Source organism: Variovorax sp. HW608, from assembly GCF_900090195.1.
In the GTDB taxonomy this organism is placed as follows: domain Bacteria; phylum Pseudomonadota; class Gammaproteobacteria; order Burkholderiales; family Burkholderiaceae_C; genus Variovorax.
Genome location: NZ_LT607803.1, coordinates 5,074,692 through 5,099,310, shown reverse-complemented (window position 1 = coordinate 5,099,310; position 24,619 = coordinate 5,074,692). Strand labels below are relative to the sequence as shown.

Sequence of the window (24,619 nt, the reverse complement as noted above, 5' to 3'; positions counted from 1 at the left end):
AATCGCTTTTGGCCTCAGGCCGGCGCCGGCATCGGCTTTTCGGTACATTGCCCGCGATGCATCGCACCGCCAGCCAGCCTCTCAGCCTCAAGCAAGTGCTCCTCTGCGGAGCCATGATCGTCACGCTGTCGATGGGCATCCGGCATGGATTCGGGCTCTGGCTGCAGCCGATCACGCAGGAACAGGGCTGGTCGCGGCAGGCGTTCTCGTTCGCGATCGCGGTGCAGAACCTGTCGTGGGGCCTGATCGGCGTGTTCGCCGGCATGCTGGCCGACAAACTGGGCGCGTTCCGGGTGCTGGTGGCGGGCGCGGTCCTGTATGCGCTGGGCCTGGTCGGGATGGCGTTCTCGCCCACGCCCCTGATGTTTGCGCTGACGGCCGGCGTGCTGATCGGCGCGGCGCAGGCCGGAACCACCTATGCGGTGATCTATGGCGTCATCGGCCGGCAGATTTCGCCAGAAAGGCGGTCCTGGGCCATGGGCGTGGCGGCCGCGGCGGGCTCTTTCGGCCAGTTCCTGATGGTGCCGGTGGAGGGCCAGCTCATCGCGCGCCTCGGTGCGCACAGCTCGCTGGTCGTGCTGGCCGCGATGGTGCTCATGATCGTTCCGCTGGCTTTCGGGCTGCGCGAGCCGCGCCACGATTCGGTCGCGGTGCGCCGCCACCAGACTATCGGGCACGCGATCCGCGAAGCTTTTGGCTATCCGAGCTTCATGCTGCTGACGGCCGGCTACTTCGTCTGCGGCTTCCAGGTGGTGTTCATCGGCGTGCACATGCCCAGCTACCTGCGCGACCAGGGCCTCGCGCCCGAAGTGGCGAGCTACGCGCTGGCGCTGATCGGGCTGTTCAACGTCTTCGGCACCTACGTCGCCGGCTCGCTGGGCGCGCGGCTGGCCAAGCGCAAGCTGCTCGCGGCCATCTACATCACCCGGGCGGTGGCGATCGCGCTGTTCCTCGTCGTGCCGATCTCGCCGCTCACGGTCTACGTCTTCGCCGCCGTGATGGGCTTCCTGTGGCTGTCCACGGTCCCGCTGACCAGCGGCATCGTGGCGCAGATCTTCGGCGTGGCGCATCTGTCGATGCTGGGCGGGATCGTGTTCTTCAGCCACCAGGTCGGCTCGTTCCTGGGCGTCTGGCTCGGCGGCTACCTCTACGACCGCACCGGCAGCTACGACATCGTCTGGTACATCGCGATCGCGCTCGGCGTGTTCGCGGCGCTGATCAACCTGCCGGTCAAGGAAAGCGCGATCGCGCGGCCCGCCCCGCAACCGGCCTGAGGCATCCGTGTCACAAACGACCCGCGTTCGACTCGTGCGCACCGGCTGGCTGGCCGTGGGGAGTGTCGTACTCGCGGGGGTGTTCGCGCTTTACGCGCAACCGGCCTTCCTCGTGACGATGATCGACCAGCTCTGGGCCTGCTTTTGAACCACGCTTCCCTCGCGCCCTCGCCCTGGATCGAGCGCTGGTGGCACCTGCTGGCGCCGGGCGCCACGGTCCTGGACGTCGCCTGCGGGTCCGGGCGGCACATGCGTTTCGCGGCCGAACGGGGCCATGCGGCCACCGGCGTCGACCGCTCGCAGGAGGCGCTGGACGCGGCCGCGCCGTACGGCCAGACGCTTCTGGCGGATATCGAGAACGGTCCGTGGCCGTTTCCAGACCGGACATTCGGCGGCGTGATCGTCACCAACTACCTGTGGCGCCCACGGCTCCCCGACATCGTGGCGGCGGTGGCGCCGGGCGGCATTCTGCTCTACGAGACCTTCGCGGCGGGCAACGAAACGGTCGGAAAACCCTCCCGGCCCGATTTCCTCTTGCAGCCCGGTGAATTGCTGACCGCCTGCGCCGGCCTGCGAGTGGTCGCTTACGAGAACGGCTTTCTCGCCGAGCCGGAGCGCTTCGTCCAGCGCATCGCCGCCGTCCGCCCGGCGGCGCTAGCGGCCGCCTCCGCGCCCCGCCACCTGCTGATCCCCCGGTAGGCCCCGGGGCGGCCCTGAGCCGCGGGCAACGGCGGATCAGTAGAATGTTCGCTTTCGTCCACCGACAGAAGAGATTCCCCTTGGAGCAACTGACTGGCAGCATCGTCGCACTCGTCACGCCGATGCACGACGACGGCAGCGTCGACTATCCCGCCCTGCGCCGGCTGATCGACTGGCACATCGACGAAGGCACGGATTGCCTCGGCGTGGTCGGCACCACCGGCGAGTCGCCGACGGTCGACGTCGAGGAGCATTGCGAGATCATCCGCGTCTCGGTCGAGCAGGCGCGGGGCCGCGTGCCCGTCATGGCCGGCTGCGGCGCCAATTCCACCAAGGAGGCCATCGAGCTCGCCCGGTTCGCCAAGAGCGTCGGCGCCGATTGCCAGCTCCAGGTGGTCCCCTACTACAACAAGCCGACGCAGGAAGGCCAGTACCAGCACTTCAAGGCGATCGCCGAAGCGGTGGGCGACCTTCCCATCGTGCTCTACAACGTGCCCGGCCGCTCGGTCGCCGATATGGCGCACGACACCGTGCTTCGGCTCGCGAAGGTGCCGGGCATCATCGGCATCAAGGAAGCCACCGGCAACATCGAGCGGGCCCAATGGCTGATCCGCGAGGTGCCGAAGAATTTCGCCATCTATTCGGGCGATGACCCGACGGCCGTTGCGCTCATGCTGTGCGGCGGCCAAGGCAACATCAGCGTCACGGCCAACGTGGCGCCGCGCAAGATGCACGAGCTGTGCGTGGCCGCCATCGCCGGCGACGTGAAGCGCGCCATGCAGATCCAGTTCGAGCTCATGCCGCTGCATCGCAATCTCTTCGTGGAACCCAATCCCATCCCCGTCAAGTGGGCCATGGCACGGCTCGGCCTGTGCGGCGGGGCGTTGCGCCTGCCCCTCACCGAGCTTTCCGAAGCCAGCCGCCCGGCCGTCGAGGCCGCGCTGCGGGCGAGCGGCCTCCTCAAGGGTTGATCCATCTTTACCGCGCAGTTCGCGAATGCGGGCAACTTTTGCTCGGACTGCGCTCTTTTGAAACTGCGGGCGATGCAGCCCATTCCATTGAGCCGGACATTCCCAGAAAGATGATGACGTTGAACACCATTTCGCGATTCGCGCTGCTGGCCGTGGTCGCCAGTCTTGCGGCCTGCTCGGTCTTCGAAAGCGACAAGATCGACTACAAGAGCGCCGGCAAGGCGCCCACGCTCGAAGTGCCGCCCGACCTGTCGCAGCTCTCGCGCGACAACCGCTACGCCATCCCCGGCGGCGCGGTGTCGGCCAACACCTACCAGGCCGGCCTGGCCAATTCGCCGGGCGTGCCGACGGCCGCCGCTTCGATCGGGGACGTCCGCATGGAACGCGCGGGCTCGCAGCGCTGGCTGGTGATCAATCGCCCCGCCGAGCAGCTCTGGGATCCGGTCAAGGACTTCTGGCAGGAGAGCGGCTTCCTGATCACCACCGAGCAGCGCAACCTCGGCATCATGGAAACCGACTGGGCCGAAAACCGCGCCAAGCTGCCGCAGGACGTCATCCGCAGCACGCTCGGCAAGTTCATGGATTCGCTCTACTCGACCGGCGAACTCGACCGCTTCCGCACGCGCATGGAGCGCACCTCCAACGGCACCGAGATCTTCATCAGCCATCGCGGCATGCAGGAGGTCTACAGCACCGCCCGCCAGGACGCCACGATGTGGCAGCCGCGACCGAGCGACCCCGAGCTCGAGGCCGAGTTCCTTCGTCGCCTGATGGTCAAGCTCGGCGTGTCGCAAGAGCAGTCCAAGGCCATCGTCGCGGCCGGCGCGCCCATCCAGACCGCCAAGATCGCCGACGTCAACGGCCAGCCCGTGGTCCAGATCAGCGAAGGCTTCGAGCGCGCATGGCGCCGCGTCGGCCTGGCACTCGACCGCACCGGCTTCACCGTGGAAGACCGCGACCGCACCGCCGGCACCTACTTCGTGCGCTACGTGCCGCCGAATCCGAACAAGAGCGAGCCGGGCTTCTTCGGCAAGCTGTTCACCTTCGGCTCGAGCAAGACCGAGGCGCCGCTCAAGTTCCGCATCCAGGTCAAGGGCTCGGGCAATGCGAGCACGGTGTCGGTGCTCGACGGTTCGGGTGCGCCTGACAGCTCGGCCAATGCCAAGCGGATCGTTCAGGTCATCGCCGACGACCTGAAGTAGCCCAGCCACCCCGGCTTGCTGCCCGATGCTGCGCTTTCGGAGCCTTGGCAGCGGCAGCTCGGGCAATGCCACGCTGGTCGAGGCGACCAGCGGCGGCAGGACCTCCCGGCTCCTGATCGACTGCGGCTTCACGCTGCGCCATCTCGAAGTCCGGCTCGCACGCGCCGGTCTTTCGGCCGCCGACATCGACGCCGTCTTCATCACGCACGAGCACGCCGATCACATCGGCTGCGCGCATACGCTGTCGCGCCGCGAAGGCGTTCCCGTGTGGATGAGCGAAGGCACGTGGCTCGCCACCGGCGGCCGCGATTTCGGGGGGCACCTTCACCTCGCGCATGACGGCGCCGACATCGTGGTCGGCGACATGCTCGTCCAGCCCTTCACCGTGCCGCACGATGCGCGCGAGCCGCTTCAGCTGCGCTGCACCGATGGTGCCCGCAGCCTCGGCGTCCTGACCGATCTGGGACACGCGACGCCGCATGTGCTGGGCCGGCTCATGCAACTCGATGCACTGCTGCTCGAGTTCAATCACGACAGCGACATGCTCGCGGGTTCGCGCTATCCGCCCTTTCTCAAGCAGCGAGTCGGCGGCAACTACGGCCATCTGTCGAACACGGCAGCCGCAGCGATCGCGAGCGCCGTGATGCACGCCGGACTTCGCCATGTGCTCGCCGCGCATCTGAGCGAGCAGAACAACAGGCCGGAGATCGTTCGCCGCGTCATGGCCGAGGCGCTCGGCGCGCGCGAGGACGAGATGCTCACCGCCAACGCGGCGGAGGGCTCGCCCTGGCTCGACCTGTAACCAGGAAGCGCAGATGAACGAAGGCCGCCCATGGGCGGCCTTCGTTCATCCGGTCGACGCACTCAGGGCTTGGCCGGTGGCGTCTCCGCCTGCTTCTTCGCAGCCTCGGTCGCCGCATTCGCCGCATCGAGCGCGGACTGCGCGTTGGGCGACGGTGTCGCGGGGGTCGCATCCGACGAAGGCGATGCCGGCGCAGCGGGTGCCGGGGCGGGCGCAGGCGCGGCAGGTGGCGCCACGACGGCCGCTGCGGGTTCTTCCTTCTTTCCGCATGCGGTCAACGCGGCAGCGGCAACCAGCGACGCGAGCAGTACGTGCTTGTTCATTTCAACGGCTCCTTTGGGTGAGGGTCACGATCAAAAAATTCTAGACCCGCATCCTCGCGCGCAACTGTTTCAAGGTGCGATTCGCGGCATTGGCTTACAAGCCCAATGTCGAAGTCGGAAACCCGCTTTTCGCATGGCGAAGGCACTCGTCGATGCGCTCGCGCACCGCGCGCCGGCTGTCGGGACTGCGGCCGCAGACGCCTCGCACGTGTTCGATGTCGATGCGATGAAGAAACCATGTCGGCGTCCAGATGGCGCTCGGAACCTGCGGCATGCCCGGTCCGTGACAGACGCGGCAATCGATGATGTGTCCCCACATCCTGCGCCAATGGACGAAGCGCGCATGCTCGCGCTCGAACACGTCGAAGCGCTCCGCGACCATGATCAGTTGGCGTCCGGAGGACGCCCATGCCTGCAGCGCATCGATGACGCTGCGTTCACCGAGCGGCCAGTCGCTGAAGTCCGGATCGCTCCAGACGAACTCGCGCCAGTTCTGTTGGCAAGCCGCGGCGAACGCGCTGCGCAAGTGCGCGTCGAAGGCATGGCGTCCGTCGAACGAGCCTTCGGGCAATTCGATGCGTGAATGTGAATCGTCTTCAGTCTGCATGCAGCCACCCCGCTTCGCACCAGTCGCCGAGAAGCGCCAGCGCATCCTCGCTTGCACCCGCCAGATCGCGCGGACCGAGCATGCGCTGATCCGCCAGCCGGCGCATCAGTTTGGCATCGCGGCCCGATGCGCGAAAGCTCTCTCCGTTGATGTAGAGATGGCGTGCGTCATACAGCATGCGCGTGCGGCGGTCGAGCACCACGCCATTCAAAGCCGAAAGCGGCTCGCCCTGGTCGAACCACACCGTGGGCTTCGGCTCGGTCATGGATTCGCCGAGCGCGCGCTCGATCCCCTCGCCGTCGCGCATGAGGGCCAGCACCGCGTCGCGCGCGAAGGCCTGCAAGGCGGGCGGCATCTGCGCGGGGTTCTGCAAGGCAGGCTGTGAAGGATCGCGGTAATGGATGGCCGCCTGCCCCACGGCATCCTGCAGTTCCTCGGCCCGTGCCTCGGCGATGCGCGCCAGAAGATCCGCGCCGAGCGGCGCGGCGGCGGGCGAACGCAGGCCGATCGAATAGGTCATGCAGTCGCCGCCGACCGCCACGCCGTCGTGCGCGTAGCGAGGCGGCAGATACAGCATGTCCCCCGGCTCGAGGACGAAAGTCTCTTCGGGCTCGAACTGCGCGAGGATCTTGAGCGGCACGTTCGGCTGCAGGCGCAGATCGCGCTGCCGCCCGATGGACCAGCGGCGTCTTCCGTGCACCTGCAGCAGGAACACGTCGTAGCTGTCGAAGTGCGGGCCCACGCCGCCGCCGTCGCTGGCGTAGCTGATCATCAGATCGTCGAGCCGCGCATCGGGCACGAAGCGGAAACGCGAAAGCAGCTCGTGCACGCCCTGGTGATGCAGGTCCACGCCCTGCACCAGCAGCGTCCATTGGGCCTGGCGCAACGACGGCAAGGCGCGGCGCGAGAACGGGCCGTGCCGCAGGGTCCATCCCTTGCTTGCGTGCCGGATCAGGCGCGACTCGACATCCTCACGCGCGGCCAGGTCGAACAACTCGCCGCGCGCGATTGGTGGCACCATCCCGGATACCGCCTGCCGGATCAGCAGCGGCTTCTTCTGCCAATGGCGTCGCATGAATTGCTGGGCGCTCAGACCGCCGAGCAGAGGCAGGGGTTGATCAATCTCCATGGGAGAATTCTCGTATGGATTGCCGAGAGCCTTTATTCATGCGGGTTTCCAGAGGGGTGGTGCGTTCTACCTACATTTGTGCCCACATTGAAAAATGCCTAAGAAATAAGCAGTTTTCTTGTTTTTTCTCCGGCATTTTGGAATTCTCCGGCGGAATCTCTGAGGGCACCGTGCGAGCGTAGCACCGCGCCTACGGAATGAGCGCTGGAGCTGCTCAGCGTAGGGCGGTTGCGGCCGTGAGCCGCGTGGGGGACCGGATAGCGGCCTTGGCGCGGGCCGTTTGGGGCCGCACCTTTGTGGCGCTATCAGGACTTGCGCGCGGGCCGGCCGAGATGCCGGCCGTACTTGGACATGCGCGGGCCGTCCACGGCGGCTGGCTGAACAGCTGGCTCTGCAGGTGGGTCTGCTGCTGCCGCGTCTGCGGCGGGTGGCTGCCACACCGGCGCACCCGGCCGGGTGGCACGGGGGCGCGAGTTGATCCAGGCCTGGATCTCGTCCTCATACCACGCGACGGCAATGCCGCGCCCGAGGCGCACAGCTGCCGGAAATTCGCCTTTGCTCATCTTGTCGTAAATGTAGGAATGGCCAAGACCCGTGAGGGACATGACCTGATCGAGCTTGATTAGGCGGCGCGTTGGGGTGGCTACTGTCATCGGCACGGATTCAATCATGGCGAGCGCCCTCCTGGTTATTCCTTGCGGGGCCGTCCACGGCCGCGCTTGAAGAGCACCACCCGCCCCTCGGGTGCGGACGATTCCTGCGTCTGGGCTTGCAGCCAGATCTCGAGCTTCTGGCGGCTGCGTACCAGCAGAGTCTCGGACAGTCGGATCTCGGGCGGGAACGTCGGGTCCCTCTCGGCGATGCGCGTGATGGTGCGCGGGTTGACACCGAGCCACCTCGCCTGCTCGCTCTTGCGAAGAAACTGCTTGCTACCCAGGTCATCGTCTTCCGGATCAGCTTCTTCTTCTTTCATGAAAGGGTGCCTCCTTTCTGACATGCGTTCACATGGTCGATGACATCCACATGAAGACCGCCACGCACGCAACGATGGCGAGCAGCAGCAAGCTCCGATACAGCACCTCCTGGCGCTGCTCGCGATCGATATCGGCGCGGCGCCAGGCGCTGCGTGTCATGGCATCGTCTTCGGTCATCGACTCTTCGTCTTCCTTTTCTTGCATGAATCGGGGCTCCTTTTCAGAGCGGGTCGATGCACTGCTCGATGGCCAGCTCCAGCCAGTCATCGATTGCCTCGCGGCTGTAGAGCTGGTCCACGGCCTTGCGCAGCACGTGCACCGCCTCGCTGCCGGCCCACGGATACGCGATCCATTGGCGCAGGTACGCGCGCAGCGCGGCGATGTGCTCCGGCGTCATGGGTTCGTCCCGCAGGTAGGCCTCCACGGCCGGACGCAGCACGCCGCTCGTCTCGTACATCCAGTAGTTCGGCATGGCTTCACGCGCTCATGATGCGAGCGGCCAGGGCGGCCTGCTCGACCTCGGTCAAGTCCCACGCTGCGCACACGATCCACAGGTCCGCCTTCCCGACGCGCCGCAGCAGCATCGGGTCCTTCGGCGGCACTGGCATCCACTCGGCCTCGAACAGGATGTGGTAGTTCTCAAGCCCGCGCTTGGGCCGCAGCGGCAGTGGCACCGTGGGCACGATCGCGCATGCGCGCTTGCGCTGCGTGAAGGCGAAGCTGCCCCGCGGCATGTTGATGCGCTGGCGCGCATAGGCGGAGTCTCGCCACGCGTGCAGCGCAGACTGGTTCATCGTGAAGACGGCGCTGCCATCGGACTCGGCCTGCAGCCAGCAGTGCTCTGCATCGGCGCGCACGAGCGCCAGCCGGGGCAACCCCCCTGCATCGAGACCCGCGACCTTCATGCTCTCCAGCGCCCGGATCACCACCTTGCCCTGCGCGAGCGCGTGATACGTGCGCGAGACCTCATCGTCGATCGGCTGGCTCCAGTGCTGGTGCTTGCGGTAGTCGCGCCACAGCACGCGGGCGCGCTCGCGGTCCAGGGTGATCGGTTCGGTGTGCATGACATTCCTTTACCTTATGGCTGCGGTGAAGAGGTCGGCGTCATCAATCGGGAGGATGACAGGCGAGCGCGGGACGCATCAGAGGGACCTCGCCGGCGTCTCGTAGTCGTAGTCAGGAACGACGACGACGTCGCCCACGATCTGGTGCGTGGCGCCGGGCACGCAGGTTGTGTGGTACAGGCGCGTGGCCTCGGCGTTCACGGGCTTGCGCGCCTTGGTGCAGCGCTGCTCGAAGCGCCCGCCGCCGTGGTCGATCAGCGTCGTCTCGTAGCCGAGGTCATCGACGATCATCACGTGGATCGGATGCTCACCGAACTGGCGCAGCACGACGCTATCGGTCATCGCCGCGCCGATGAGCTTCTCGATCTCGGCGAACGTGACCGGCTTGTCCAGGCGTTCGATGCGCCCGTCGGTGCGGATCACGCATCGGAAAGGAGTGAAGGGCAGCTTCTCACGCATGGCCGCGCCCCTGCGCCGCAGCGCGGCGTCTCTGGTCCGCCATGCGCCAGGCGAGCTGCACCCGCGAGGCGTCCGGGTTCATCGAGATCTCGGCGGCTTCCCCGGCCGTGGTGCGGCGGATGCCGTCCGGCGCGGCGTGATCGAAGATGCCGAAGTGGCCGCAGCCGATGCAAAGCGAGTAGTCGCCGTCCTTGGGCCGCGGGCCATCGGTCGCGTTGCTGGCGAACTGGTGCCGGCGCGCGCAGTAGGGGCAGGCGCTCGCGAATTGATGGTCTTCCAGCTTCATCATGACGCGGCTCCCATCGCACGACGCAGGACCTCGTTGGTCTTTGCTGCGCTTTGCAGCGTTTGCAGCACGCCGCGCAGGTCCGCATCGCTGGCCCCGTCCCTCTTCATTCCGACGAGGCAGGCGAACAAGACCACGCTGACCTCGCCAGAGCTGAACGACTCGATCGCGCCGATGCCCTGCGTGACGATGCGCGCGACCAGCCGGCCCTTGTCGACCGAGCGGATCTCTGCAGCGTGATCCGGCATCCCAAAGAGACCGGTCATGTGATAGAGCCGGTCAAGGCTCAGGTCGCAGAGAACCGCGGCGAGGTGAAAGGTGGATGCGTCAACGGCCATGGTGGATCTCCTTCAACATCCGCGGCATCGAGCCCCAGTCGAGCACGCCGAGCATCGAGCTCACAACGGCCTCCCCGACGATGGGCGCCACGATCCTCACCTCGGCGTCGGGGTACTTGTACGTGTTGCAGTTCTTCGGGTCGCTCGCAACGAGGTACTTGCGGCACGCCGCAGGGCGATGCTCGTAGGCCCGACACTCGTCCTTCTCGTTCAGAAACACGCAGCGCCGGTCGCCCGGGGGCAGCTCCTTCCATGTCGCGAGGCCATGCTCGGCCTGGCGCTCCACCTTGTCCCAGTCGAGTTCGATGCGCTTCTGCTCGGCCGCGATCAGCAGCAGGCTCGCCTCCGCGAGAGTGATGCTCACATGGATCTTGCAGCACGCCGCGCAGCCACGCTTGCACTGCACCTGGCGGCCGTTGCGAGTCTTGAGCGTCTCGGCCACGCTGTCGTCGACCAGGCCGTTCAGCGTGTGCGCGATGTTGTGAGGCTCGTGGCCCTGCTCGACCATCTTCCGCACCTGGCCCTCGTAGTGCAGATGCATCTCGCCGAGCATCGTGCGCTCGCGCTCGCTCGCGTTCGTGAAGATCTTGGCGAAGGCCTCGGTATGCGGCATGAAGGACTGGCGCGTCATGAGGGCTTCCTTCCCCATGCGTCTCCAACGCGCTCGCTGGTGGTCACCGAGCCGAAGTGCTGCTGCGTCTGGCTCGCGAGCTGCAGGACCACCATTGAGAATTGCGCCATGTGCACGGCCAGGAAATCGAGCGTGTTGATCGTCGCCGAGATATCGGCGCCCTGCGCCGCACGGGCCTCGGCCTCGGCCAGGCCCCGCGCGCGGTACTCGTCGAGCTTGGAGCGCATGCGCGCGCCGATCGTCACGCCCTCGTCGTCGGTTTCAAGCTTCAGGCGCAGCCACGGCGCCGTGTCGAACATGATCGCGTCGGCACAGTGCGTCGGGGCGCTCAGGAAAAAGCAGCCCGCCAGGCGATGCTCGGTGAGCAGCTCGCGCATCATGCGCGCGACGTGCTCGACGCGTTCCTGATCGGTGAGGGTGAGCGGTTCGGTCATCAGTGAGCCTTTCGCTTGGGGTCATCGATGCGGCCGAGCACGATCGCATCCGCTACCCACGTCTCGGGGTGCAGCACGCGATCGCGCCGGCCGGCGCGGGTGAGCTGATAGACCGTGCCATCGGCATCGACCTCCACGGTCGTATAGACCACCGCCGCCCTGGACAGGGTGGACATGGCATAGAAGCCGGGCACGGCGAGCATGTCATCGATGGTCATGGCGAGGGCCTTTAACGGGCTGGGCATGCTGATCTACGAAAACCTGCGATGCATCCTTCGCGCCGTCCTTCGCCACGGTCCTGCGCTTGCGTGTGGTGACCGTCGGCGGTGGTGCCGGCGCGGTGGCGGCGGCGCTGGAGCGCTGCACCTGGTCTTCGGCCGATCGGGTGCCGGGGAACGGCCACAGAACGCCGTCGTCCTCGGACAGGGTGAGCGTGGCCTTAACGTCGCACTCGGTCAGCATGGCCAACTTTCCAAGCTCGCGTTCACCCGCGCTCGTGCATTGCAGCCGCCAGGTCAGACCGACCGTGCCGCCTTCCTTGGGATCGATCGCAAAGTCGTTGATCGTGCAGTCGCCAAGGACAAGATCGGATTTCCCGCCCAGGCCGTGATCGATGCGCAGGGTGTAGCCGGTGCCCTCGTCCTTCCAGCGCAGTGGCAGCAGCTTCTCGAAGACCCGGTTCGGCGCTGCGACCGGTTCGACCCCCTCGATGTGGTTCTGCGCCCGTGTGCTTTCGCTTGAGTAGTACAGGGCCTGCATCAGTTCCGGGTGGAACATCGACAGCGCTACGTTGGATGTCTCCATGCGCAGCTTCAGGTCGACAGCCGGCACGTTCTCGCCGCCGTGCTTTTCAGCGCACGGGTTGACGTGAATGATGCGCACCGTCGACATCGTCTTGATCTCGAATATCATCGCAATCCTTCCTTCGGTCAGAACACCCACTCGCCAGGGTTGGTTAGGTCAGTCAGAGAAGCGGGTTTCGTACAGGCGCGCGAGATCCTCGCGCTCAACGTCGGGCAGTTCCCGCCCGCGATCGAGCACCTGGTCGGCCACATCCCGATCGGGCGCAGCGTTCATCGCTTCTTCGAGCTGCGCATAGGTGACGCCCATGGGCGGCGGTGGCGGCGCTGGCCCTTCGGCTGCGGGCGACGTTGACTGCTTCGGCCGCGGCCGCGAGGTCCGCGCCGCGACCGGTTCCTTCTCCTTCACGACCTCGGCGCCCGTGAGGTCGGCCACGGTCGGGCTCGGATCGAACGCGAGCGATTCGACGCCCGGTGCAGCAGGCGCCACGATGTCGCCCAGTCCGGTCTGCCCCGCAATTCCGATCGCCTCGTTGTCATGCGCAATGAGGCGGTCGAGCCGGTCCATGCGCGGCAGCTGCTTGGCCGCTCGCTTGATCACGCTCTTGATCGCCTGCTGGTCGTACCACTTGACCCAGGGCGAAGCCTCGCCGGTGCCGGACTTGCTCACGGCGCGCACGGCCTCGATGTCGCGCCGGAACATGACCTCGCGCTTGAGTTCGCCGCTGGTCATGCGAACCACCACGTAGGCGGCCTTCACGCGGCCCGGATCGTCCTCCGAGGTCGGCTCGTGCTCAAGCACCGGAGCGTCGCCGCGCCGAAAGAGAAAGCGGTCCTTCTCGAACACCGCGGCCGCATCGACCATGCTCACGAGCCCGCTTTCGTACAGGCCCTTGATCATGCCTCCGACCATCGGCAGGTACTGCGCCATCGGCACCCAGTTCTCTCTGCCGGTCTGCGGGTCCTTCACCTTCGTGTTGTAGACGTTCAGAACCGCTTCCCGCGCGTCGGGCATCAGGCCATCCATCGCGGACTTCATGCACGCGGCAATCAGCGAGCGCCTGTTGCACGTGGTCAGGGCTGGATTGGCCAGCACCGCGTTGAGCACCACGCGCACGAAGGCATCCACGTTCGCCTGGCTCCCCAGGAGCGGCAGGAATTCGTGCTTGCTGCCTTCGAGCTGGCGCTTGAGGCCCTCGTAGCTGTTCGGCGGTGCCTCGGGCTTGTCGCCGCGGCGCAGTTCGTTGATGGTGGTGGAGGGCATGTCAATCCTCGTCGATGGTGGTGGTTTCCACGGTGGCCCAACGCGGCAGAGAGAGCAGCTCGATGCGCGCGGAATAGCCCGGCCACTCGCCGATGCGAAGGCACTCGGCATAGGTGGCCAGGTGCCGCTGGTACCAGCGGCGGCCCGCTTCGAGAGATTCGTCGTCCAGCATGTAGCAAGCCGCCGCATGCGGCCACTCGCTCTCCACGGCCACGAACACAAAGCCATGCACGGTCAGTCCCGAGGCAGCCGCGAAGCCGTCCGAGTAGTACGCGGCCTGCGCCGCATAGGACTTGCGCGCGATCTGGCGCACGAACTGGCTGGCCGATGCATCGGCATAGGTCTTCACATCCACCAGGATGCAGCCCGACATGCCGGTCGGGCTCGTCCAGTCGGGCCGGCAGCGGCATAGCACCTGCGTGGCTTCGTCGCGCCAGTACGCGGAGACCTCGGCATGGCCCTCGGCCAGGGCTTCCTTGACCTCGGGCAACGATCGAACGCTCTCGGCCTGCAGCCTCGCCGCTTCGTACTGGTACAGCTGGATCGGCTCCAGGCCATCGGCCTGCGCCTTCTCGGCGAACGCCTTCCAGACCTTCGTGTTGCGATTGACGTTGGCACCGACGCGATAGCGGCGCGCGAACTGATCGGGTTCGAGCGTCGCGCAGTGCGCGAGCGTTCCTTCCAGCTGCCCCGCCTTCTCGCGCGGCGCGGGCCGCTTCGGGTCCAAGTGCCGGGCGTAGTAGTGCGCGGGACTGCGCGCCATGTCGTCCAGACCGCTCTTGCTGATCGAGCCCGTGTCAGCGTGGTACTGCTCGATGGGCAGATCGCAGACAAGGCCGGTGCGCGCCGGCTCGCGCATGACGGCGGCGCTCATGTCGGGATCCAGAGAAAGGCAGCGACGAAGGCACCGATGAAGCCGACGAGCACGCCGAGGATGAACGCGACGGACCAGGAGAGCGCGCGAGCCCTACGCCGCGCCCGGTGGTGCTCGACCTGGACGGGCGCGATCATTCGATTGCCCTGCCGTTGGCGAGCGGCCGCACCAGCTCGTCAATCCTCTCCTCTCGCTCGTGTGCTTGCACCTGCCAAGACGCCCAGGTCGTGCGCAACAGTGCAGCGATCAGCTCCGAGCCGATGTCGCTACACACCTTGCGTTGCTGCTGCAATGGGGTCTCCATGTCGATGTCTCGCTTTCGGTAAGGTCGTGTACAGGTCATCACTTTCCAGTCACGAAAGCATTGTTCTAATCAGCGACCACGGGACCTGGGGTAAAGAGACGAAACGTCAAAACGCTGGTTTCGCAAATATTTGTTCGGCCAAACGTGTGGACTTGAGTGGACTTGAGTGGACTCCTTCGGACATTTATCTGGTCAGTTGTCAAAGAAGGCTGAATCACCCTTCGTTACTACTTGAGTTCACGAGTGGGCGCGCACACATCGAAGTTGAAAACCTTCGACCTATGCGCCTGAAAAGTGTGAAAACTTCACATTGGGTCGGCAACGTATGTTCAGCCGTGCATAGGTTGGACCGGGAGAAAACCGGCTCGATGAAGTCGAACGAAGCGCACCGAATGCGCTGACGCATCCCGAGTAGCAAGCAGGGGCTTTGCCCTTTTTGCATGTGACTCTTGTGGACTTGAGTGGACTTGAGTGGACACGAATTTTCTGATTGCAATTCGGCGCGTTGCATCCCCTGGACAACTGTTCTAACTTGCGGCTCGTTATGCGAAAGCAACGGGCCATTGAGATCTTGGGCGGCACAGTGCGCAGCACCGCGAATTGCGTGGGCGTGGTCGATGCGGCTATTCGAAATTGGCCTGATCCGCTCAATCCCGTCACGCGCGATCGCGTGATCGCGGCGCTCGTGCGCATGCGTGCGGCCGAGGCCATGGGCCTCACGCTGTCCGAGTTCCACGAAAGTCGCGAGGCCCACAAGGCGCTGGAGGATGCGCTGGTCGCATCGGCCGACAGCCTCAAGGTGATCGGCGAGCGCGCGCTCGAGCACTTCAACAAATCGCGACCGACTGCCCTCGCGGCGGCCTGATGCGTCATGGCCGCCACCCGCCAGCCGTCGATCAACGGTAGCGCGAGCGCCGACATGCTGCTTGTTGTAGACGATGAGTTTCGCGCGATCATTCCGCCGCTACGGAGCGAGGAACGCGAACAGCTGGAACGCAACCTCGTGCAAGAAGGTTGTCGCGATGCACTGGTGGCGTGGCGTCGCGATGCAGATCCTGTCTTGCTGGACGGCCACAACCGCCGCGAGATCTGCGAGCGCCTTGGAATCGAGTACCGCATCGAGTATCTCGAACTCGCCGACCGCGACAGCGCCAAGCTGTGGATCATCGCCAACCAAGCAGGCCGGCGAAACCTCACCGACTTCCAGCGTGCCGAGCTGGCCCTCGTTGCCAAGCCCATCATCGAAGCGCGGGCACGGTCGCGGATGCTTGCTGGAGTCAGGGCAGACCCTGACCAGAATTCTGGTCAGGGTAAGACGGACCGTGAGCTTGCTGCACGCGCCGGCGTTTCGCACGACACCATCGGCAAGGTAGAGACGATCCTGGCCGAGCAGCCGAGCAGCAATCTACTGAGCGCGGTGCGTGCGGGTGAGGTGTCGATCAATGCAGCCGCCGACATAGCGACGCTGTCGCAGGACAAGCAGGTCGAAGTCATGGTGCAGGGGCGCGGTGCATGGCTCACCGCGGCGAAAGAGGTGCGAGCTGCGCGAGCACGGCGGCGTCGCACGCAGCGCATGGAAAAGATCGCGCAGATCAGTCGCGGCGATGCGCCGTTGCTGCAGCTGGCCGAGCGATACCCCGTCATCTACTGCGATCCGCCTTGGCGCTACGACTACGTCGAGACGGAAAGCCGCGCCATCGAGAACCAGTACCCGACACTGGACCTGCAGGACATCATGTCGCTTCCGGTGCAGGAGATCGCGTTCGACGACTGCGTCCTGTACATGTGGGCGACCTCCCCGAAGCTCGCCGATGCGATGGAGGTGTTGCCCGCGTGGGGGTTCACCTACCGGACGTGCGCCGTGTGGGACAAGCGCAAGCTCGGCATGGGCTACTACTTTCGCCAGCAACACGAGTTGCTGCTCGTCGCCACCAGAGGTGAGCCGCCAACGCCGCTGCCAGAAAACCGACCATCCTCGGTGTTCGCGTTCGAGCGCGGCGAGCATAGCGTGAAGCCGGTGGAGGTCTACGAGTTCATCGAGGCCATGTACCCCGAGTTGCCCAAGCTCGAAATGTTCAGCCGCAGCCCTCGCACCGGCTGGGGTGCATGGGGCAATCAGGCTGAGAGGGGACGCGCATGACCTGGAGCGGGCATCACGTTTTCAGCGAATCGCTTGCCCGCAGCCATAGCGTGTCCGACCTGCCGATCTGGCTCGAGATCTACCGCAAGGCCTACCCCGATCTCATCGCATGCTGTGACCACCGGCAAGACGGCGAGCACCAGCGTGCGGGCATCGACCGCAGCCTCACGTGCGCCAACAGCAAGCAGATTCTCATCGACGAGAAAGCGAGGTTCGCCAACAGACACGGCCGGGTCTACGACAACATCCTGCTCGAGCACGTTTCCAACGACGTGCGCAATGTCGCAGGATGGGTGTGCAAGCCGCTGCGCGCGGATATCGGAATGAGACCGACGCTGATCCGGCGGCGGAATCCCCCGCATGACCACCCAACTCGACAACTCCACGTTCGTGCAGAAGACGCGACTGCGCAACCACGTGCTCGCGCAGTCGGGCACCCGCGTGGATGTCCTCGAAACGCACGGCGGGTTCGGCCGGATCTTCGAGCGCACCTGGTACCGGGCCGAGCGCGGCGCCGTCATCGAGCGCGACAGCGTCAAGGTCGAACACCTGGCACGCCAACGCTCGAGCTGGGCGGTCTACGAAGGCGATTCGCTCGCGGCCCTGCAGGCGGGCCTGTTCGCATCGCGCGCCTTCGACATCGTCGACCTCGATCCCTACGGATCGACGCTCACGTACTTCGCGCCGCTGTTCGATGCGCACCGAGCGCGACCTGCGGTCTGGTGGCTCGTCGCCAACTGCGGGCTGCGGCACACGCTGGGCCTGAAGCAGGCATGGCGCATCGAGGTCCTGCAGGACCTGGCCGCACGGCTCGGCGCAGCGTCAGACTTCTATCACCGGTACCTGCCGGTGGTGCACCTGCTGCTCACCGAGCACGCGCAGGCAAGCGGGCAGCGCGTCGCGTGGTTCGATGGCTACTACTGCGGCCATGGCAACAACATGACGCACTACGCCGCGCGCATCGAAAGCACCCCCCTCACGTAACCCCCCTGCCCCACCATGCCCGGCGATCCGTTCTACCAGTCCGCTGCATGGAAGGCGCTGCGCCTCAAGGCACTGCGCCGCGACCGCTGGCGCTGCGTGCTGTGCGGTGCGAGCGTTGCCGCACGCGGCATGTCACGCGTCGACCACATCCAGTCCCGAAAGGCCCGGCCGGACCTGGCCATGGTGCTGTCGAACCTGCGCACGCTGTGCCCCGCCTGCGACAACCGCAGGCACGCGAGCGACAAGGCACGCGCGGCCGACGCGCAGCTGCGCGGCGCGGATGCGAACGGCTGGCCGACATCACCGGCTCACTCTTGGAACCGCACACGCTTTGCGCGCCGTGCGCGCGCGACGGGGGCCGGGGCCACCTCCTCGGGGGGGAACTGCGCGAGCTCGGGCGCGACCGCTCGACCGGAGCTTGCTTCGTCGTGTGCACCTCGAAGGGTTGGGCGAGTTTTGAGGGCGGCGCGCGCGTGGGGCCTGCCGGGGCACAGTGCGGCACAGCGCGGAAAATTTTTGAGCGCTTTTTGCCGCTCAGCGTAGGGTAGTGTGGGCTGGCTCGGAAAAACGGCGTGTAGGGCCGGATTGGGGCCTTGGTGAGCCTCCGGTTTGAGGCTGGAAATGGAGGGTTGTATGGCGGGCAATGGCCGGGGGATCGTAAGCGGACGGGCAACGGTGGGCGGCGGTGGCGGGTCGTGGGAGCCTTTGGGCGGCACTGGCGTAGGGTCGTGTGGGCCGGCACGGTTTGACGGCGTGGGCGACGGTTTGGCGGGCCGGATCTGCCTGCGGCGGGGGCGGCGGTGAGCGGGCCAGCGCCGAAGGCGACCGCGCTGGCGCTGGTGGATTCGGGCGGCAAGCTGAGCACGGCTGCGCGCCGCCGTGCGAAGCATGAGGCGCAGGTGCTGGACGCGCTCGGCGATCCGCCCGAGGACTTCACGGACGCGCAGCGCGCGGCATGGGTGGCGATTGCCAAGCTGGCACCAGTGGGTCTGCTCACGAGCGCCGACCGCGAGGTCTTTGCCGGCTTCGTGGTGACTGCGGTTCTGCGGGCGCAGACGCTGCAGCTGTTCAACCGCAGCGGCGGGCATGTGCTCGTGCGCGACAACAACCACAACCAGCTGGTGCTCAATCCGCTCATGCGCGAGTACCGGCGCATGACCGAGCAGCTTCGCGCACTCAGCTCCGAGCTGGGCTTTTCGCCCGCCTCGCGCGCTCGCCTTGCCAGCATCCTCGCCAACGGCGAAGGCGACGGCGACGAGCTCATGAATTTTCTCGCGCAGGGTCGCGCCTGAAAAGAAAAAAACCCGGCACTAGGGCCGGGTTGTAAATGCAGTAATGACTACAGAAAGGAGTCGCCAGTATAGCGGGCTCGGGCCTTGCGCTTGAGGGCATCCGATGCCGCGCACGCCCAGCGTAACGACAACCTTTGACAACAGCTGCTCGGCATGCTTGGACTTGGCGGCCTTCTTCGAAAAGGTCAGGGGCGTAGCGAAGTAGGAAGTATTCTCGCCCCCATGAAGTTCCGCGATCTCCCGGTGGGTGCCACGTTTCGCTTCTTCACTCGGGGCCTGCTACTGGCCAAGACATCCGCAAAGACCTACGCCTCGGCGGACAGCACCGTGCGCAACCAGACGGCAAGCCCTGATGCCGACGTGATCGAAGATGCCTTGGAGCCCTTGGCACCGGTGACCTTCGACCCCTACGGCGAGGCCAACACAGTCGAATTCTCGAAGAAGACTGTGAGGCTCGATGGTGTCTTCACCGCGGAGCATCTCGAGGCGGTTCTGGCCGAGATGAAGAAACGCAAGAGGTGAGCGTACTCACCGTGGCTTCGGAGGCGCCTTCTTTATTGCGAGGGCAATCGCGTACCGTTGGTAATCTATTCCGCGTGCCGCAAGCGCGAGCATGTCCCCCTAGCTAGCCCTCGGCTTCGGTGCCCTCGGAACGACCGACCACCAACAGGAGCTTTCAGCGCTTCAGCGCTGCTGCCGCGCCCCTCGGACACTCGGACGACGTGCTCAGGCGGCTGGTCGACGAAGACCTGCTGCGGCAGTACACAGTATGGGAATTCCCGAGCCTTGGGCATCTCGGCCCTGTGGAACGCATCGGCAGCCCGCGACTCGAAGGCACCTGCTCTTGGCATCCGAAGCCGATCCTCAAGCCGCCTTCTCGCGCCCAGCTATCGAAACCAGGTCGCTTCTCCATGTCCGGACCACCAAAGCGCCGGGGCTCTCTCCGCCGCATCCCCTCTTTTAAGGATGCGACGAGGTAACTACGCCGCAAAGATGCCTTGGCCAAAAGTTGCCGGAGGAGACAATGCCAGTCGACCGTGCAGGCTCGAACGAACAAGTTTTTCGCGAAGCGGTCGGGTGATTTTGACCGACAGAGGTGGGAGGCCCAAGAAGCCCGCGACAACGAGGAATTGGAGCTGCGCAAGCGCCACGCAGACCTTCTGCAATACCTTCTCAGCAAAGCCCTGTTGGATGGAGATGGTAGGGGGCGCGAGAGAGTGCTCAAAAGGAAAAGCCCGCGCTCAGCGGGCCTTCATTTTTCTTGTCAGCTCAAGTAGTCGGCTGTCCCGGTCAGGCTCGCGCTCGAGTTGTCGCCAGGGTCCGTCACTGTTCCCTGGATCACGTTGTGGCTGTTGACGGTCCATTGGTACTTGCCAGTCGGCCCCGCGTCCCACCTAACACTGATGCTGAAAACGCCTCCGTTCCGCGTACCGGTGAAATTTCCGCCGCCGCCGCCGGGTGCCTGCGCCCGCCCAGCCAGGTTAGTGTCGTCCGGGGTAGCCAGGATGAAATCGATTCGATCCGCGCCCTGCATGACAAATATCGTGTTGCCATTTAGCTCCATGACCTGCCCTCCAATGTTAGGGAACGCAACTTTGCCACCACTTGCTCGTGTGTTGCAACAGTTGCGGACATCAATCCTTACTTGAAGATCGCCAGCGCGTTACGGACGGTCGAGTTGGTAGGCGCCTTATCGGATCTATACGAGCGGATGGCCGGCAACAAGCCCTATGTTTCACTGGTGCGCGCAGCGACTGGTCAAGCTCAGGCGCAATTACTGATCGCGGTCGTAAGCTTAGCTGGTTTCCTTGGGAGGCTGGCTAGCGATGCGAGTTTGCTGGAAACGACGCGCGGCCCGCTTGGCGCGGCGCGGTTCATTTCTTCCGAAGATACTCTCGCACCTTCTCCGCTGAGTTGCCGACTGCCTTGACTGCCTCACGCAGTCGCTGCTCGGTCACGCGGAGAGCCTCGGTCCAGCTGCGGACCTCGTGCGGCTCTTCAAGGGAAATCAGTTTCCGGTCATGGCCGGTCTTCTTTGGGTCGTCTGGCATGTCTGTCTCCATAGGGGCGAGCTGGGCCCTAGAGATAGTTTTCCCGCCGTTCCAAGGAAGCCACGCAGGCCTTTTGCGCGTCAGGGTGACGGATGAGCCTTACCGACGCACACCTCCTCTAAAGCTTCAAGATCTCGCACTTCCACTCCTGCAGGCACCAGCAGAAATCGACCTTCTCGAGGCCCACGATGGTGAACTCATTTCCTCCGACGGCCTTGATCTTCGGGTCGTAGAGCTCCGGGCCATGCAGGATGCTAATGGCTGCCATTACGGCATCGTCCTTCGTCACCCGCGATGTCATGAGCTCGCCGGTGAACTCCCTTGGCTTCTCGTTCCAGGCGCGCCAGCGGCCGGCATTACGCATGAGAGAGACTTTGACTTGCATGGGGCTAGGCGACCGGTAAGCCCTGAATGGTACTGGATAAACATCCAGTATTCGACTATCCTAACCCGATGGACCGAGACGACTGGATTGCTGTTTGCGCCCACCAACTGCAGCGTCAGTGGCGCACCATCGACCCCGACCAACTTGACGAGGTGGCCGCGGATCTGTGGCGAGACGAGCGGTTGCGATCGATGCCGCCGGCACGCGCAGCACGCGAGTGGCTTGCTCCGGTGGCCGGTGAGCACGACTCCAGCAGAATGCGCTGATGTGCAATCGATATGAAACCCCAGACGTGTGGGAAATTGAGCGCTACTGGCATGTCGGCCGTGAGGACGGCCCCCCGCGTTGGGTAAAGGCGGTCTTTCCGCGTTCGCCCGGGCCTTTCATTCGCCGCGCGCGGCATGCCACCGGCTATGAGCGCGAGCTTGTTGTCGGGCAGTGGGGCCTGATTCCATGGTTCGCGAAGACGCCGAAGCTCACTTTTTCGACCAACAACGCGCGCTCTGAGGAGCTGGCGTCAAAGCCCACGTTCAAAGATCCGTGGAAGCGCGGTCAGCGCTGCATCATCCCGGCATCGAGCTTTGACGAACCCTACTGGGGCCCATACGAAGAGCAGTTCAAGAAATGCCAGTGGTGGAGCTTCCGGCGTGCCGACGGGCAGCCGTGGGGCCTGGCGGGCCTGTGGAACACCTGGGTCGACAAAGCGACAGGGGAGATTCACGAGTCGTACACGATGCTCACCGTGAATGCCGATGAACATCCGATCATGGGCAAGATGCACAAGAACGAATTGGACCCAGCGACGAAGAAGCCGTTGTCGCTCGAAAGGCAGGACAAGCGGTCCGTCATTCCGATCGAGCCGGGCGACGTCGATCAGTGGCTGATTGGGTCGGTGGAAGAGGCGATGCAGCTCCTGAAGCTGGCGCCTGCGGATGCTTTCGATGCGGGCCCGACTGAGTTGGTCCAGCCGACACTCGTCTGAGTGTTTATGAGCCGGTTTGCGCTTAAGCGGACATCCGGTGCGCTCGAAAGCGGTCACACTAGGCGGTCATGCGAGCCAGTCCGCGGCACTCTAGTCAAAGGATGTGCAGCCGCTAAAAGCGGCTGCGCTAACCGCGAGTCCGAGTACTACGCAAGGACTGCTTACGTGGCGTCGAGGAGGCCAAAATCGAGCCGGACAGAAAAGTCGTCAATTTCTCGACCTGTCTTTTTGCAGAGTCGCGCTATATCCGCCCAGGTTACAAAATCAGAGGGGTCGTCGACGATGACGTGCCATTCGTCTTTGTCACTGCTGAACGAACCAGCGAGGCCAATAGAACCTACCTCATATCGTTCCATCGCCTCCCCGAGCATCTTGATTCGCCTGTGCGAAATGCCCATTGCGCCTTTAATGTCCTCGACATGTACTTGCACGCAGGCGGTGTGTGCCTCCAGCTTAATCCATCGTTTGATCACGGACGTCATAAATTCACGCTCGTCTGCCGGAACCTTGCTGAGCTTTTTCACAAAAGACCTGACCTGCTTGAGGCGGGCCGACTGGTCCGATTCATCGACCTTGCAATGGGGTACCACCTGCTCCAGCTGGGCGAATGACTCAGGGTTCGTCGGCGCCAGGCTATCCGTCAAATCAACATAGCTACTTTCGAAGGCTTGTTCGAGCGAGTGAGCGAGGCCTTTGAACTTCTTTTCGTGATCGGCCTTGATCTTCCTTAGTTTCTGGACCGTATACGTGGCCTCGTGCTGCATGCTGTCGATTTGCGCGTGGTGCATGGCGCACATGAGCACGAGATTCGAGAAGGCACGTCGCTGCTCATTGGTTTGATGCGGATTGAAGCGCGGGCCGTCCGGCATCGCAGCCTCGATATGGCAAACGTGTCCCACCACCACACCTGCATGATCAATGATCACGTGATTGCATTGAGGCATCGCGCAGTTGTTGCCTGAAAGCAGGTAGAGCTCACGCAGTACGTCGGGTTTGGGCGTGAGCCTCTTCGGCTTCAATGCTTTTTTTTCAACGGCCATCTTGATTCTTATAAAGTCGTTTGGAGCGTCCCATCATTGCCCGCAGCTTTGCATTCGCGTAGCAGCTTCAGCCTCTGCCTGGCCCGGGAGGCGACCGCTAAGCAGATCACCCGCCTCCCATACATCCTCACGGCGATCGGGGATCGTACCTCCTAGGAGTCTGGGCGGCAGAAGACCAGAGGCTCGAAGAGTCTTGATTTCAGGGGTCGTTGACCCCTTGGGGCCTTCAAAAAAAACGCTCCTGCGCGGTTCTGAGCGGTCGAATTTCGAGCAGTCATTTTTGAATCCTTCTGCCGCCCAGACTCCTAGATCCGGCCGCCGGCCTTGCGGGTCAGCGCTCTGGCCTACGGCCGTCATCCGGCAGGTGATCGCAGCGCTGACAGGGCGGGCCGCTGTCGCGCTCGACGCCGTCTGCTTTGTGGCCGGCGTGGGCACTTGCAGCCATGGGAGTGCACTCTCACTTGCTGATCACCTCTCGGACTTGCCACTTGAATGTGAGGTCACATTCGGTCAGTTCCTTCAGTTGGATGAGAATCGCAAACGTCGAATTCTTTGGATAAACAACTGCAATCTGCCCGACCTGCATCCTGGCAGCATGAGCTGTCTCGCGAAATATTAGTGGATCAGAAATATCGTTAAAGTCGCGGGCACCCAGCGCTTCGCGCACTGCATCATTGCCGTCGTAATCTGCATGAAGATCGACTATCCCTGATGAGTACTGAATCAATCGCCATCGAATATCAATGCTGGACAGGTCTGTACGGGATCGTTGAACCGTAAATTTTCTCCCGGCCGTACCAACGACTCCGACTCGACGGGTTCCCTCCGGCCCATAGCCTCGACCAACGTCCCCTTCCTTGAATGTGCTTTCCTCTACCTGCGCCCTTAAAGGTGTATCGAAGAAGCTTACTTGGATACCGGCATTGAGGAGGGTGCGGTACCCTTGGCTGTATACCTTTCCGTTCGGATCTAGAACGCCAATGACGACTTCCCTCACGCCATGTTGCGTGATGAGTTCGGCGCAAGGTCGCTCAGGTTGTTGCAAGGTCGCTCAGGTTGTTCTGCATGAAATTCCACGCACGGTTCTAACGTCGTAACGATCATTGCGCCATCCAGCTGATTCGCCTGCAGCTTGCCGATGGCTACACGCTCGGCATGCAACTTCTGGACTTCTCCGCGAAACCCGGTGGCCAGGATTTCGCCATCTTTTGCTATCACCACTCCAACTTTCGGGTATGCATCACATTTTTTTAGTTCTTCGATGGCCCTCGCCATTAGTTCGGTCCTAGTGTTGATTTTGTTCATAAGAA

General features: G+C 64.3%; 38 protein-coding genes. 13 read left to right on the top strand and 25 right to left on the bottom strand.

All coding sequences use genetic code 11. From position 1 onward, the window contains the following. The first annotated feature begins 56 nt into the window (after window positions 1-56). The 6 genes from VAR608DRAFT_RS24225 to VAR608DRAFT_RS24205 all read left to right on the top strand — a co-directional run bounded on the left by VAR608DRAFT_RS24225 (window position 57) and on the right by VAR608DRAFT_RS24205 (window position 4,948). A complete protein-coding gene (locus VAR608DRAFT_RS24225) occupies window positions 57-1,274 on the top strand; it encodes an MFS transporter (RefSeq protein WP_088956386.1) in 1,218 nt (405 codons plus the stop codon). A gap of 7 nt (window positions 1,275-1,281) precedes the next feature. After that, window positions 1,282-1,422 (top strand): hypothetical protein, encoded by a 141-nt coding sequence (locus tag VAR608DRAFT_RS37235; RefSeq protein ID WP_157731109.1) that lies wholly within the window; start codon window positions 1,282-1,284, stop codon window positions 1,420-1,422. Next, window positions 1,419-1,973 carry a class I SAM-dependent methyltransferase gene (locus tag VAR608DRAFT_RS24220; RefSeq protein ID WP_443082885.1) on the top strand — a complete coding sequence of 185 codons (555 nt, stop codon included), beginning with the start codon at window positions 1,419-1,421 and terminating at the stop codon, window positions 1,971-1,973. The genes VAR608DRAFT_RS37235 and VAR608DRAFT_RS24220 overlap by 4 nt, the downstream gene beginning before the upstream one ends. A 44-nt stretch (window positions 1,974-2,017) precedes the next feature. Continuing rightward, a complete protein-coding gene (dapA, locus tag VAR608DRAFT_RS24215) occupies window positions 2,018-2,944 on the top strand; it encodes a 4-hydroxy-tetrahydrodipicolinate synthase (RefSeq protein WP_088956384.1) in 927 nt (308 codons plus the stop codon). 110 nt (window positions 2,945-3,054) lie between these two features. Then, window positions 3,055-4,146, top strand: a complete 1,092-nt coding sequence (bamC, locus tag VAR608DRAFT_RS24210; RefSeq protein ID WP_088956383.1) for an outer membrane protein assembly factor BamC — start codon at window positions 3,055-3,057, stop codon at window positions 4,144-4,146. A gap of 25 nt (window positions 4,147-4,171) precedes the next feature. Next, the gene (locus VAR608DRAFT_RS24205; RefSeq protein ID WP_088956382.1) at window positions 4,172-4,948 is read left to right on the top strand and encodes an MBL fold metallo-hydrolase; all 777 of its coding nucleotides are present in this window, start codon (window positions 4,172-4,174) and stop codon (window positions 4,946-4,948) included. A 62-nt stretch (window positions 4,949-5,010) separates the two neighbouring features. On the opposite strand, the gene VAR608DRAFT_RS24200 is transcribed toward VAR608DRAFT_RS24205, so the two are convergent. The 19 genes from VAR608DRAFT_RS24200 to VAR608DRAFT_RS37220 form a co-directional block, all read right to left on the bottom strand. After that, window positions 5,011-5,271, bottom strand: a complete 261-nt coding sequence (locus tag VAR608DRAFT_RS24200; RefSeq protein WP_088956381.1) for a hypothetical protein — start codon at window positions 5,269-5,271, stop codon at window positions 5,011-5,013. A gap of 94 nt (window positions 5,272-5,365) precedes the next feature. Next, complete coding sequence (locus VAR608DRAFT_RS24195) at window positions 5,366-5,878, bottom strand: hypothetical protein (RefSeq protein ID WP_088956380.1); 513 nt, start codon at window positions 5,876-5,878, stop codon at window positions 5,366-5,368. Continuing rightward, window positions 5,868-7,007 (bottom strand): cupin domain-containing protein, encoded by a 1,140-nt coding sequence (locus VAR608DRAFT_RS24190; protein ID WP_088956379.1) that lies wholly within the window; start codon window positions 7,005-7,007, stop codon window positions 5,868-5,870. Before VAR608DRAFT_RS24190 ends, VAR608DRAFT_RS24195 begins: the two co-directional genes overlap by 11 nt. A gap of 305 nt (window positions 7,008-7,312) precedes the next feature. Further along, window positions 7,313-7,678 carry a helix-turn-helix transcriptional regulator gene (locus tag VAR608DRAFT_RS24185; RefSeq protein WP_231972943.1) on the bottom strand — a complete coding sequence of 122 codons (366 nt, stop codon included), beginning with the start codon at window positions 7,676-7,678 and terminating at the stop codon, window positions 7,313-7,315. 17 nt (window positions 7,679-7,695) lie between these two features. After that, a complete protein-coding gene (locus VAR608DRAFT_RS24180; protein WP_088956378.1) occupies window positions 7,696-7,980 on the bottom strand; it encodes a hypothetical protein in 285 nt (94 codons plus the stop codon). Window positions 7,981-8,008: 28 nt separating this feature from the next. Beyond that, window positions 8,009-8,185, bottom strand: a complete 177-nt coding sequence (locus tag VAR608DRAFT_RS37230) for a hypothetical protein (RefSeq protein ID WP_157731108.1) — start codon at window positions 8,183-8,185, stop codon at window positions 8,009-8,011. Window positions 8,186-8,201: 16 nt separating this feature from the next. Further along, window positions 8,202-8,453: a hypothetical protein gene (locus VAR608DRAFT_RS24175; RefSeq protein WP_088956377.1), complete on the bottom strand. Its 252-nt coding sequence runs from the start codon at window positions 8,451-8,453 to the stop codon at window positions 8,202-8,204. A gap of 4 nt (window positions 8,454-8,457) precedes the next feature. Further along, window positions 8,458-9,045, bottom strand: a complete 588-nt coding sequence (locus VAR608DRAFT_RS24170; protein ID WP_088956376.1) for a hypothetical protein — start codon at window positions 9,043-9,045, stop codon at window positions 8,458-8,460. A gap of 78 nt (window positions 9,046-9,123) precedes the next feature. Continuing rightward, the gene (locus VAR608DRAFT_RS24165; protein WP_088956375.1) at window positions 9,124-9,504 is read right to left on the bottom strand and encodes a hypothetical protein; all 381 of its coding nucleotides are present in this window, start codon (window positions 9,502-9,504) and stop codon (window positions 9,124-9,126) included. Next, window positions 9,497-9,793: a hypothetical protein gene (locus VAR608DRAFT_RS24160; protein ID WP_157731107.1), complete on the bottom strand. Its 297-nt coding sequence runs from the start codon at window positions 9,791-9,793 to the stop codon at window positions 9,497-9,499. Before VAR608DRAFT_RS24160 ends, VAR608DRAFT_RS24165 begins: the two co-directional genes overlap by 8 nt. Continuing rightward, window positions 9,790-10,128 (bottom strand): hypothetical protein, encoded by a 339-nt coding sequence (locus tag VAR608DRAFT_RS24155; RefSeq protein ID WP_088956373.1) that lies wholly within the window; start codon window positions 10,126-10,128, stop codon window positions 9,790-9,792. The genes VAR608DRAFT_RS24160 and VAR608DRAFT_RS24155 overlap by 4 nt, the downstream gene beginning before the upstream one ends. After that, the gene (locus tag VAR608DRAFT_RS24150; RefSeq protein ID WP_157731106.1) at window positions 10,118-10,759 is read right to left on the bottom strand and encodes a YkgJ family cysteine cluster protein; all 642 of its coding nucleotides are present in this window, start codon (window positions 10,757-10,759) and stop codon (window positions 10,118-10,120) included. Before VAR608DRAFT_RS24150 ends, VAR608DRAFT_RS24155 begins: the two co-directional genes overlap by 11 nt. Then, window positions 10,756-11,193 carry a hypothetical protein gene (locus VAR608DRAFT_RS24145; RefSeq protein WP_088956371.1) on the bottom strand — a complete coding sequence of 146 codons (438 nt, stop codon included), beginning with the start codon at window positions 11,191-11,193 and terminating at the stop codon, window positions 10,756-10,758. Before VAR608DRAFT_RS24145 ends, VAR608DRAFT_RS24150 begins: the two co-directional genes overlap by 4 nt. Continuing rightward, on the bottom strand, window positions 11,193-11,411 hold the full coding sequence (locus VAR608DRAFT_RS24140) for a hypothetical protein (RefSeq protein ID WP_088956370.1): 219 nt from the start codon (window positions 11,409-11,411) through the stop codon (window positions 11,193-11,195). Before VAR608DRAFT_RS24140 ends, VAR608DRAFT_RS24145 begins: the two co-directional genes overlap by 1 nt. Next, window positions 11,398-12,105, bottom strand: a complete 708-nt coding sequence (locus VAR608DRAFT_RS24135; RefSeq protein ID WP_088956369.1) for a hypothetical protein — start codon at window positions 12,103-12,105, stop codon at window positions 11,398-11,400. Before VAR608DRAFT_RS24135 ends, VAR608DRAFT_RS24140 begins: the two co-directional genes overlap by 14 nt. 48 nt (window positions 12,106-12,153) lie before the next feature. Continuing rightward, on the bottom strand, window positions 12,154-13,257 hold the full coding sequence (locus VAR608DRAFT_RS24130; RefSeq protein ID WP_088956368.1) for a recombinase RecT: 1,104 nt from the start codon (window positions 13,255-13,257) through the stop codon (window positions 12,154-12,156). A 1-nt stretch (window position 13,258) separates the two neighbouring features. Then, on the bottom strand, window positions 13,259-14,131 hold the full coding sequence (locus tag VAR608DRAFT_RS24125; protein ID WP_231972942.1) for a PD-(D/E)XK nuclease-like domain-containing protein: 873 nt from the start codon (window positions 14,129-14,131) through the stop codon (window positions 13,259-13,261). Further along, window positions 14,128-14,268, bottom strand: coding sequence for a hypothetical protein (locus VAR608DRAFT_RS37225; protein ID WP_157731105.1), 141 nt, complete (start codon window positions 14,266-14,268; stop codon window positions 14,128-14,130). Before VAR608DRAFT_RS37225 ends, VAR608DRAFT_RS24125 begins: the two co-directional genes overlap by 4 nt. Beyond that, window positions 14,265-14,423, bottom strand: a complete 159-nt coding sequence (locus VAR608DRAFT_RS37220; RefSeq protein ID WP_157731104.1) for a hypothetical protein — start codon at window positions 14,421-14,423, stop codon at window positions 14,265-14,267. The genes VAR608DRAFT_RS37225 and VAR608DRAFT_RS37220 overlap by 4 nt, the downstream gene beginning before the upstream one ends. A gap of 502 nt (window positions 14,424-14,925) precedes the next feature. Between VAR608DRAFT_RS37220 and VAR608DRAFT_RS24120 the strand changes: the two genes are divergently transcribed. From VAR608DRAFT_RS24120 to VAR608DRAFT_RS24095, 6 genes are all read left to right on the top strand, one after another. Then, window positions 14,926-15,300: a hypothetical protein gene (locus VAR608DRAFT_RS24120; protein ID WP_172843782.1), complete on the top strand. Its 375-nt coding sequence runs from the start codon at window positions 14,926-14,928 to the stop codon at window positions 15,298-15,300. A 6-nt stretch (window positions 15,301-15,306) separates the two neighbouring features. After that, on the top strand, window positions 15,307-16,575 hold the full coding sequence (locus VAR608DRAFT_RS24115) for an MT-A70 family methyltransferase (protein ID WP_088956366.1): 1,269 nt from the start codon (window positions 15,307-15,309) through the stop codon (window positions 16,573-16,575). Window positions 16,576-16,935: 360 nt separating this feature from the next. Beyond that, the gene (locus VAR608DRAFT_RS24110; RefSeq protein WP_088956365.1) at window positions 16,936-17,559 is read left to right on the top strand and encodes a hypothetical protein; all 624 of its coding nucleotides are present in this window, start codon (window positions 16,936-16,938) and stop codon (window positions 17,557-17,559) included. A gap of 15 nt (window positions 17,560-17,574) precedes the next feature. Further along, entirely contained in the window at window positions 17,575-18,102 is a 528-nt protein-coding gene (locus VAR608DRAFT_RS38590) for an HNH endonuclease signature motif containing protein (protein WP_088956364.1), read from the top strand. 257 nt (window positions 18,103-18,359) lie between these two features. Continuing rightward, window positions 18,360-18,851: a phage terminase small subunit P27 family gene (locus tag VAR608DRAFT_RS24100; protein ID WP_157731103.1), complete on the top strand. Its 492-nt coding sequence runs from the start codon at window positions 18,360-18,362 to the stop codon at window positions 18,849-18,851. Window positions 18,852-19,073: 222 nt separating this feature from the next. Then, a complete protein-coding gene (locus tag VAR608DRAFT_RS24095; protein WP_088956362.1) occupies window positions 19,074-19,373 on the top strand; it encodes a hypothetical protein in 300 nt (99 codons plus the stop codon). 742 nt (window positions 19,374-20,115) lie between these two features. Here VAR608DRAFT_RS24095 and VAR608DRAFT_RS24090 read toward each other — a convergent pair. The 3 genes from VAR608DRAFT_RS24090 to VAR608DRAFT_RS24080 form a co-directional block, all read right to left on the bottom strand. After that, entirely contained in the window at window positions 20,116-20,415 is a 300-nt protein-coding gene (locus tag VAR608DRAFT_RS24090; RefSeq protein WP_088956361.1) for a hypothetical protein, read from the bottom strand. A 310-nt stretch (window positions 20,416-20,725) separates the two neighbouring features. Further along, a complete protein-coding gene (locus VAR608DRAFT_RS24085) occupies window positions 20,726-20,902 on the bottom strand; it encodes a DUF3606 domain-containing protein (RefSeq protein WP_088956360.1) in 177 nt (58 codons plus the stop codon). A gap of 118 nt (window positions 20,903-21,020) precedes the next feature. Then, a complete protein-coding gene (locus VAR608DRAFT_RS24080; RefSeq protein WP_157731102.1) occupies window positions 21,021-21,287 on the bottom strand; it encodes a hypothetical protein in 267 nt (88 codons plus the stop codon). Between the two features lie 265 nt (window positions 21,288-21,552). Here VAR608DRAFT_RS24080 and VAR608DRAFT_RS24070 point away from each other — a divergent pair, with 265 nt between their 5' ends. Then, window positions 21,553-22,269 (top strand): SOS response-associated peptidase, encoded by a 717-nt coding sequence (locus tag VAR608DRAFT_RS24070; protein ID WP_088956357.1) that lies wholly within the window; start codon window positions 21,553-21,555, stop codon window positions 22,267-22,269. Window positions 22,270-22,430: 161 nt separating this feature from the next. Here VAR608DRAFT_RS24070 and VAR608DRAFT_RS24065 read toward each other — a convergent pair whose 3' ends face one another. From VAR608DRAFT_RS24065 to VAR608DRAFT_RS37660, 3 genes are all read right to left on the bottom strand, one after another. Further along, window positions 22,431-23,309, bottom strand: a complete 879-nt coding sequence (locus tag VAR608DRAFT_RS24065) for a hypothetical protein (protein WP_157731101.1) — start codon at window positions 23,307-23,309, stop codon at window positions 22,431-22,433. 457 nt (window positions 23,310-23,766) lie between these two features. Beyond that, window positions 23,767-24,306: a hypothetical protein gene (locus VAR608DRAFT_RS37665; RefSeq protein WP_197700408.1), complete on the bottom strand. Its 540-nt coding sequence runs from the start codon at window positions 24,304-24,306 to the stop codon at window positions 23,767-23,769. Beyond that, the gene (locus tag VAR608DRAFT_RS37660; protein ID WP_197700407.1) at window positions 24,303-24,614 is read right to left on the bottom strand and encodes a hypothetical protein; all 312 of its coding nucleotides are present in this window, start codon (window positions 24,612-24,614) and stop codon (window positions 24,303-24,305) included. Before VAR608DRAFT_RS37660 ends, VAR608DRAFT_RS37665 begins: the two co-directional genes overlap by 4 nt. Window positions 24,615-24,619: the final 5 nt, after the last annotated feature.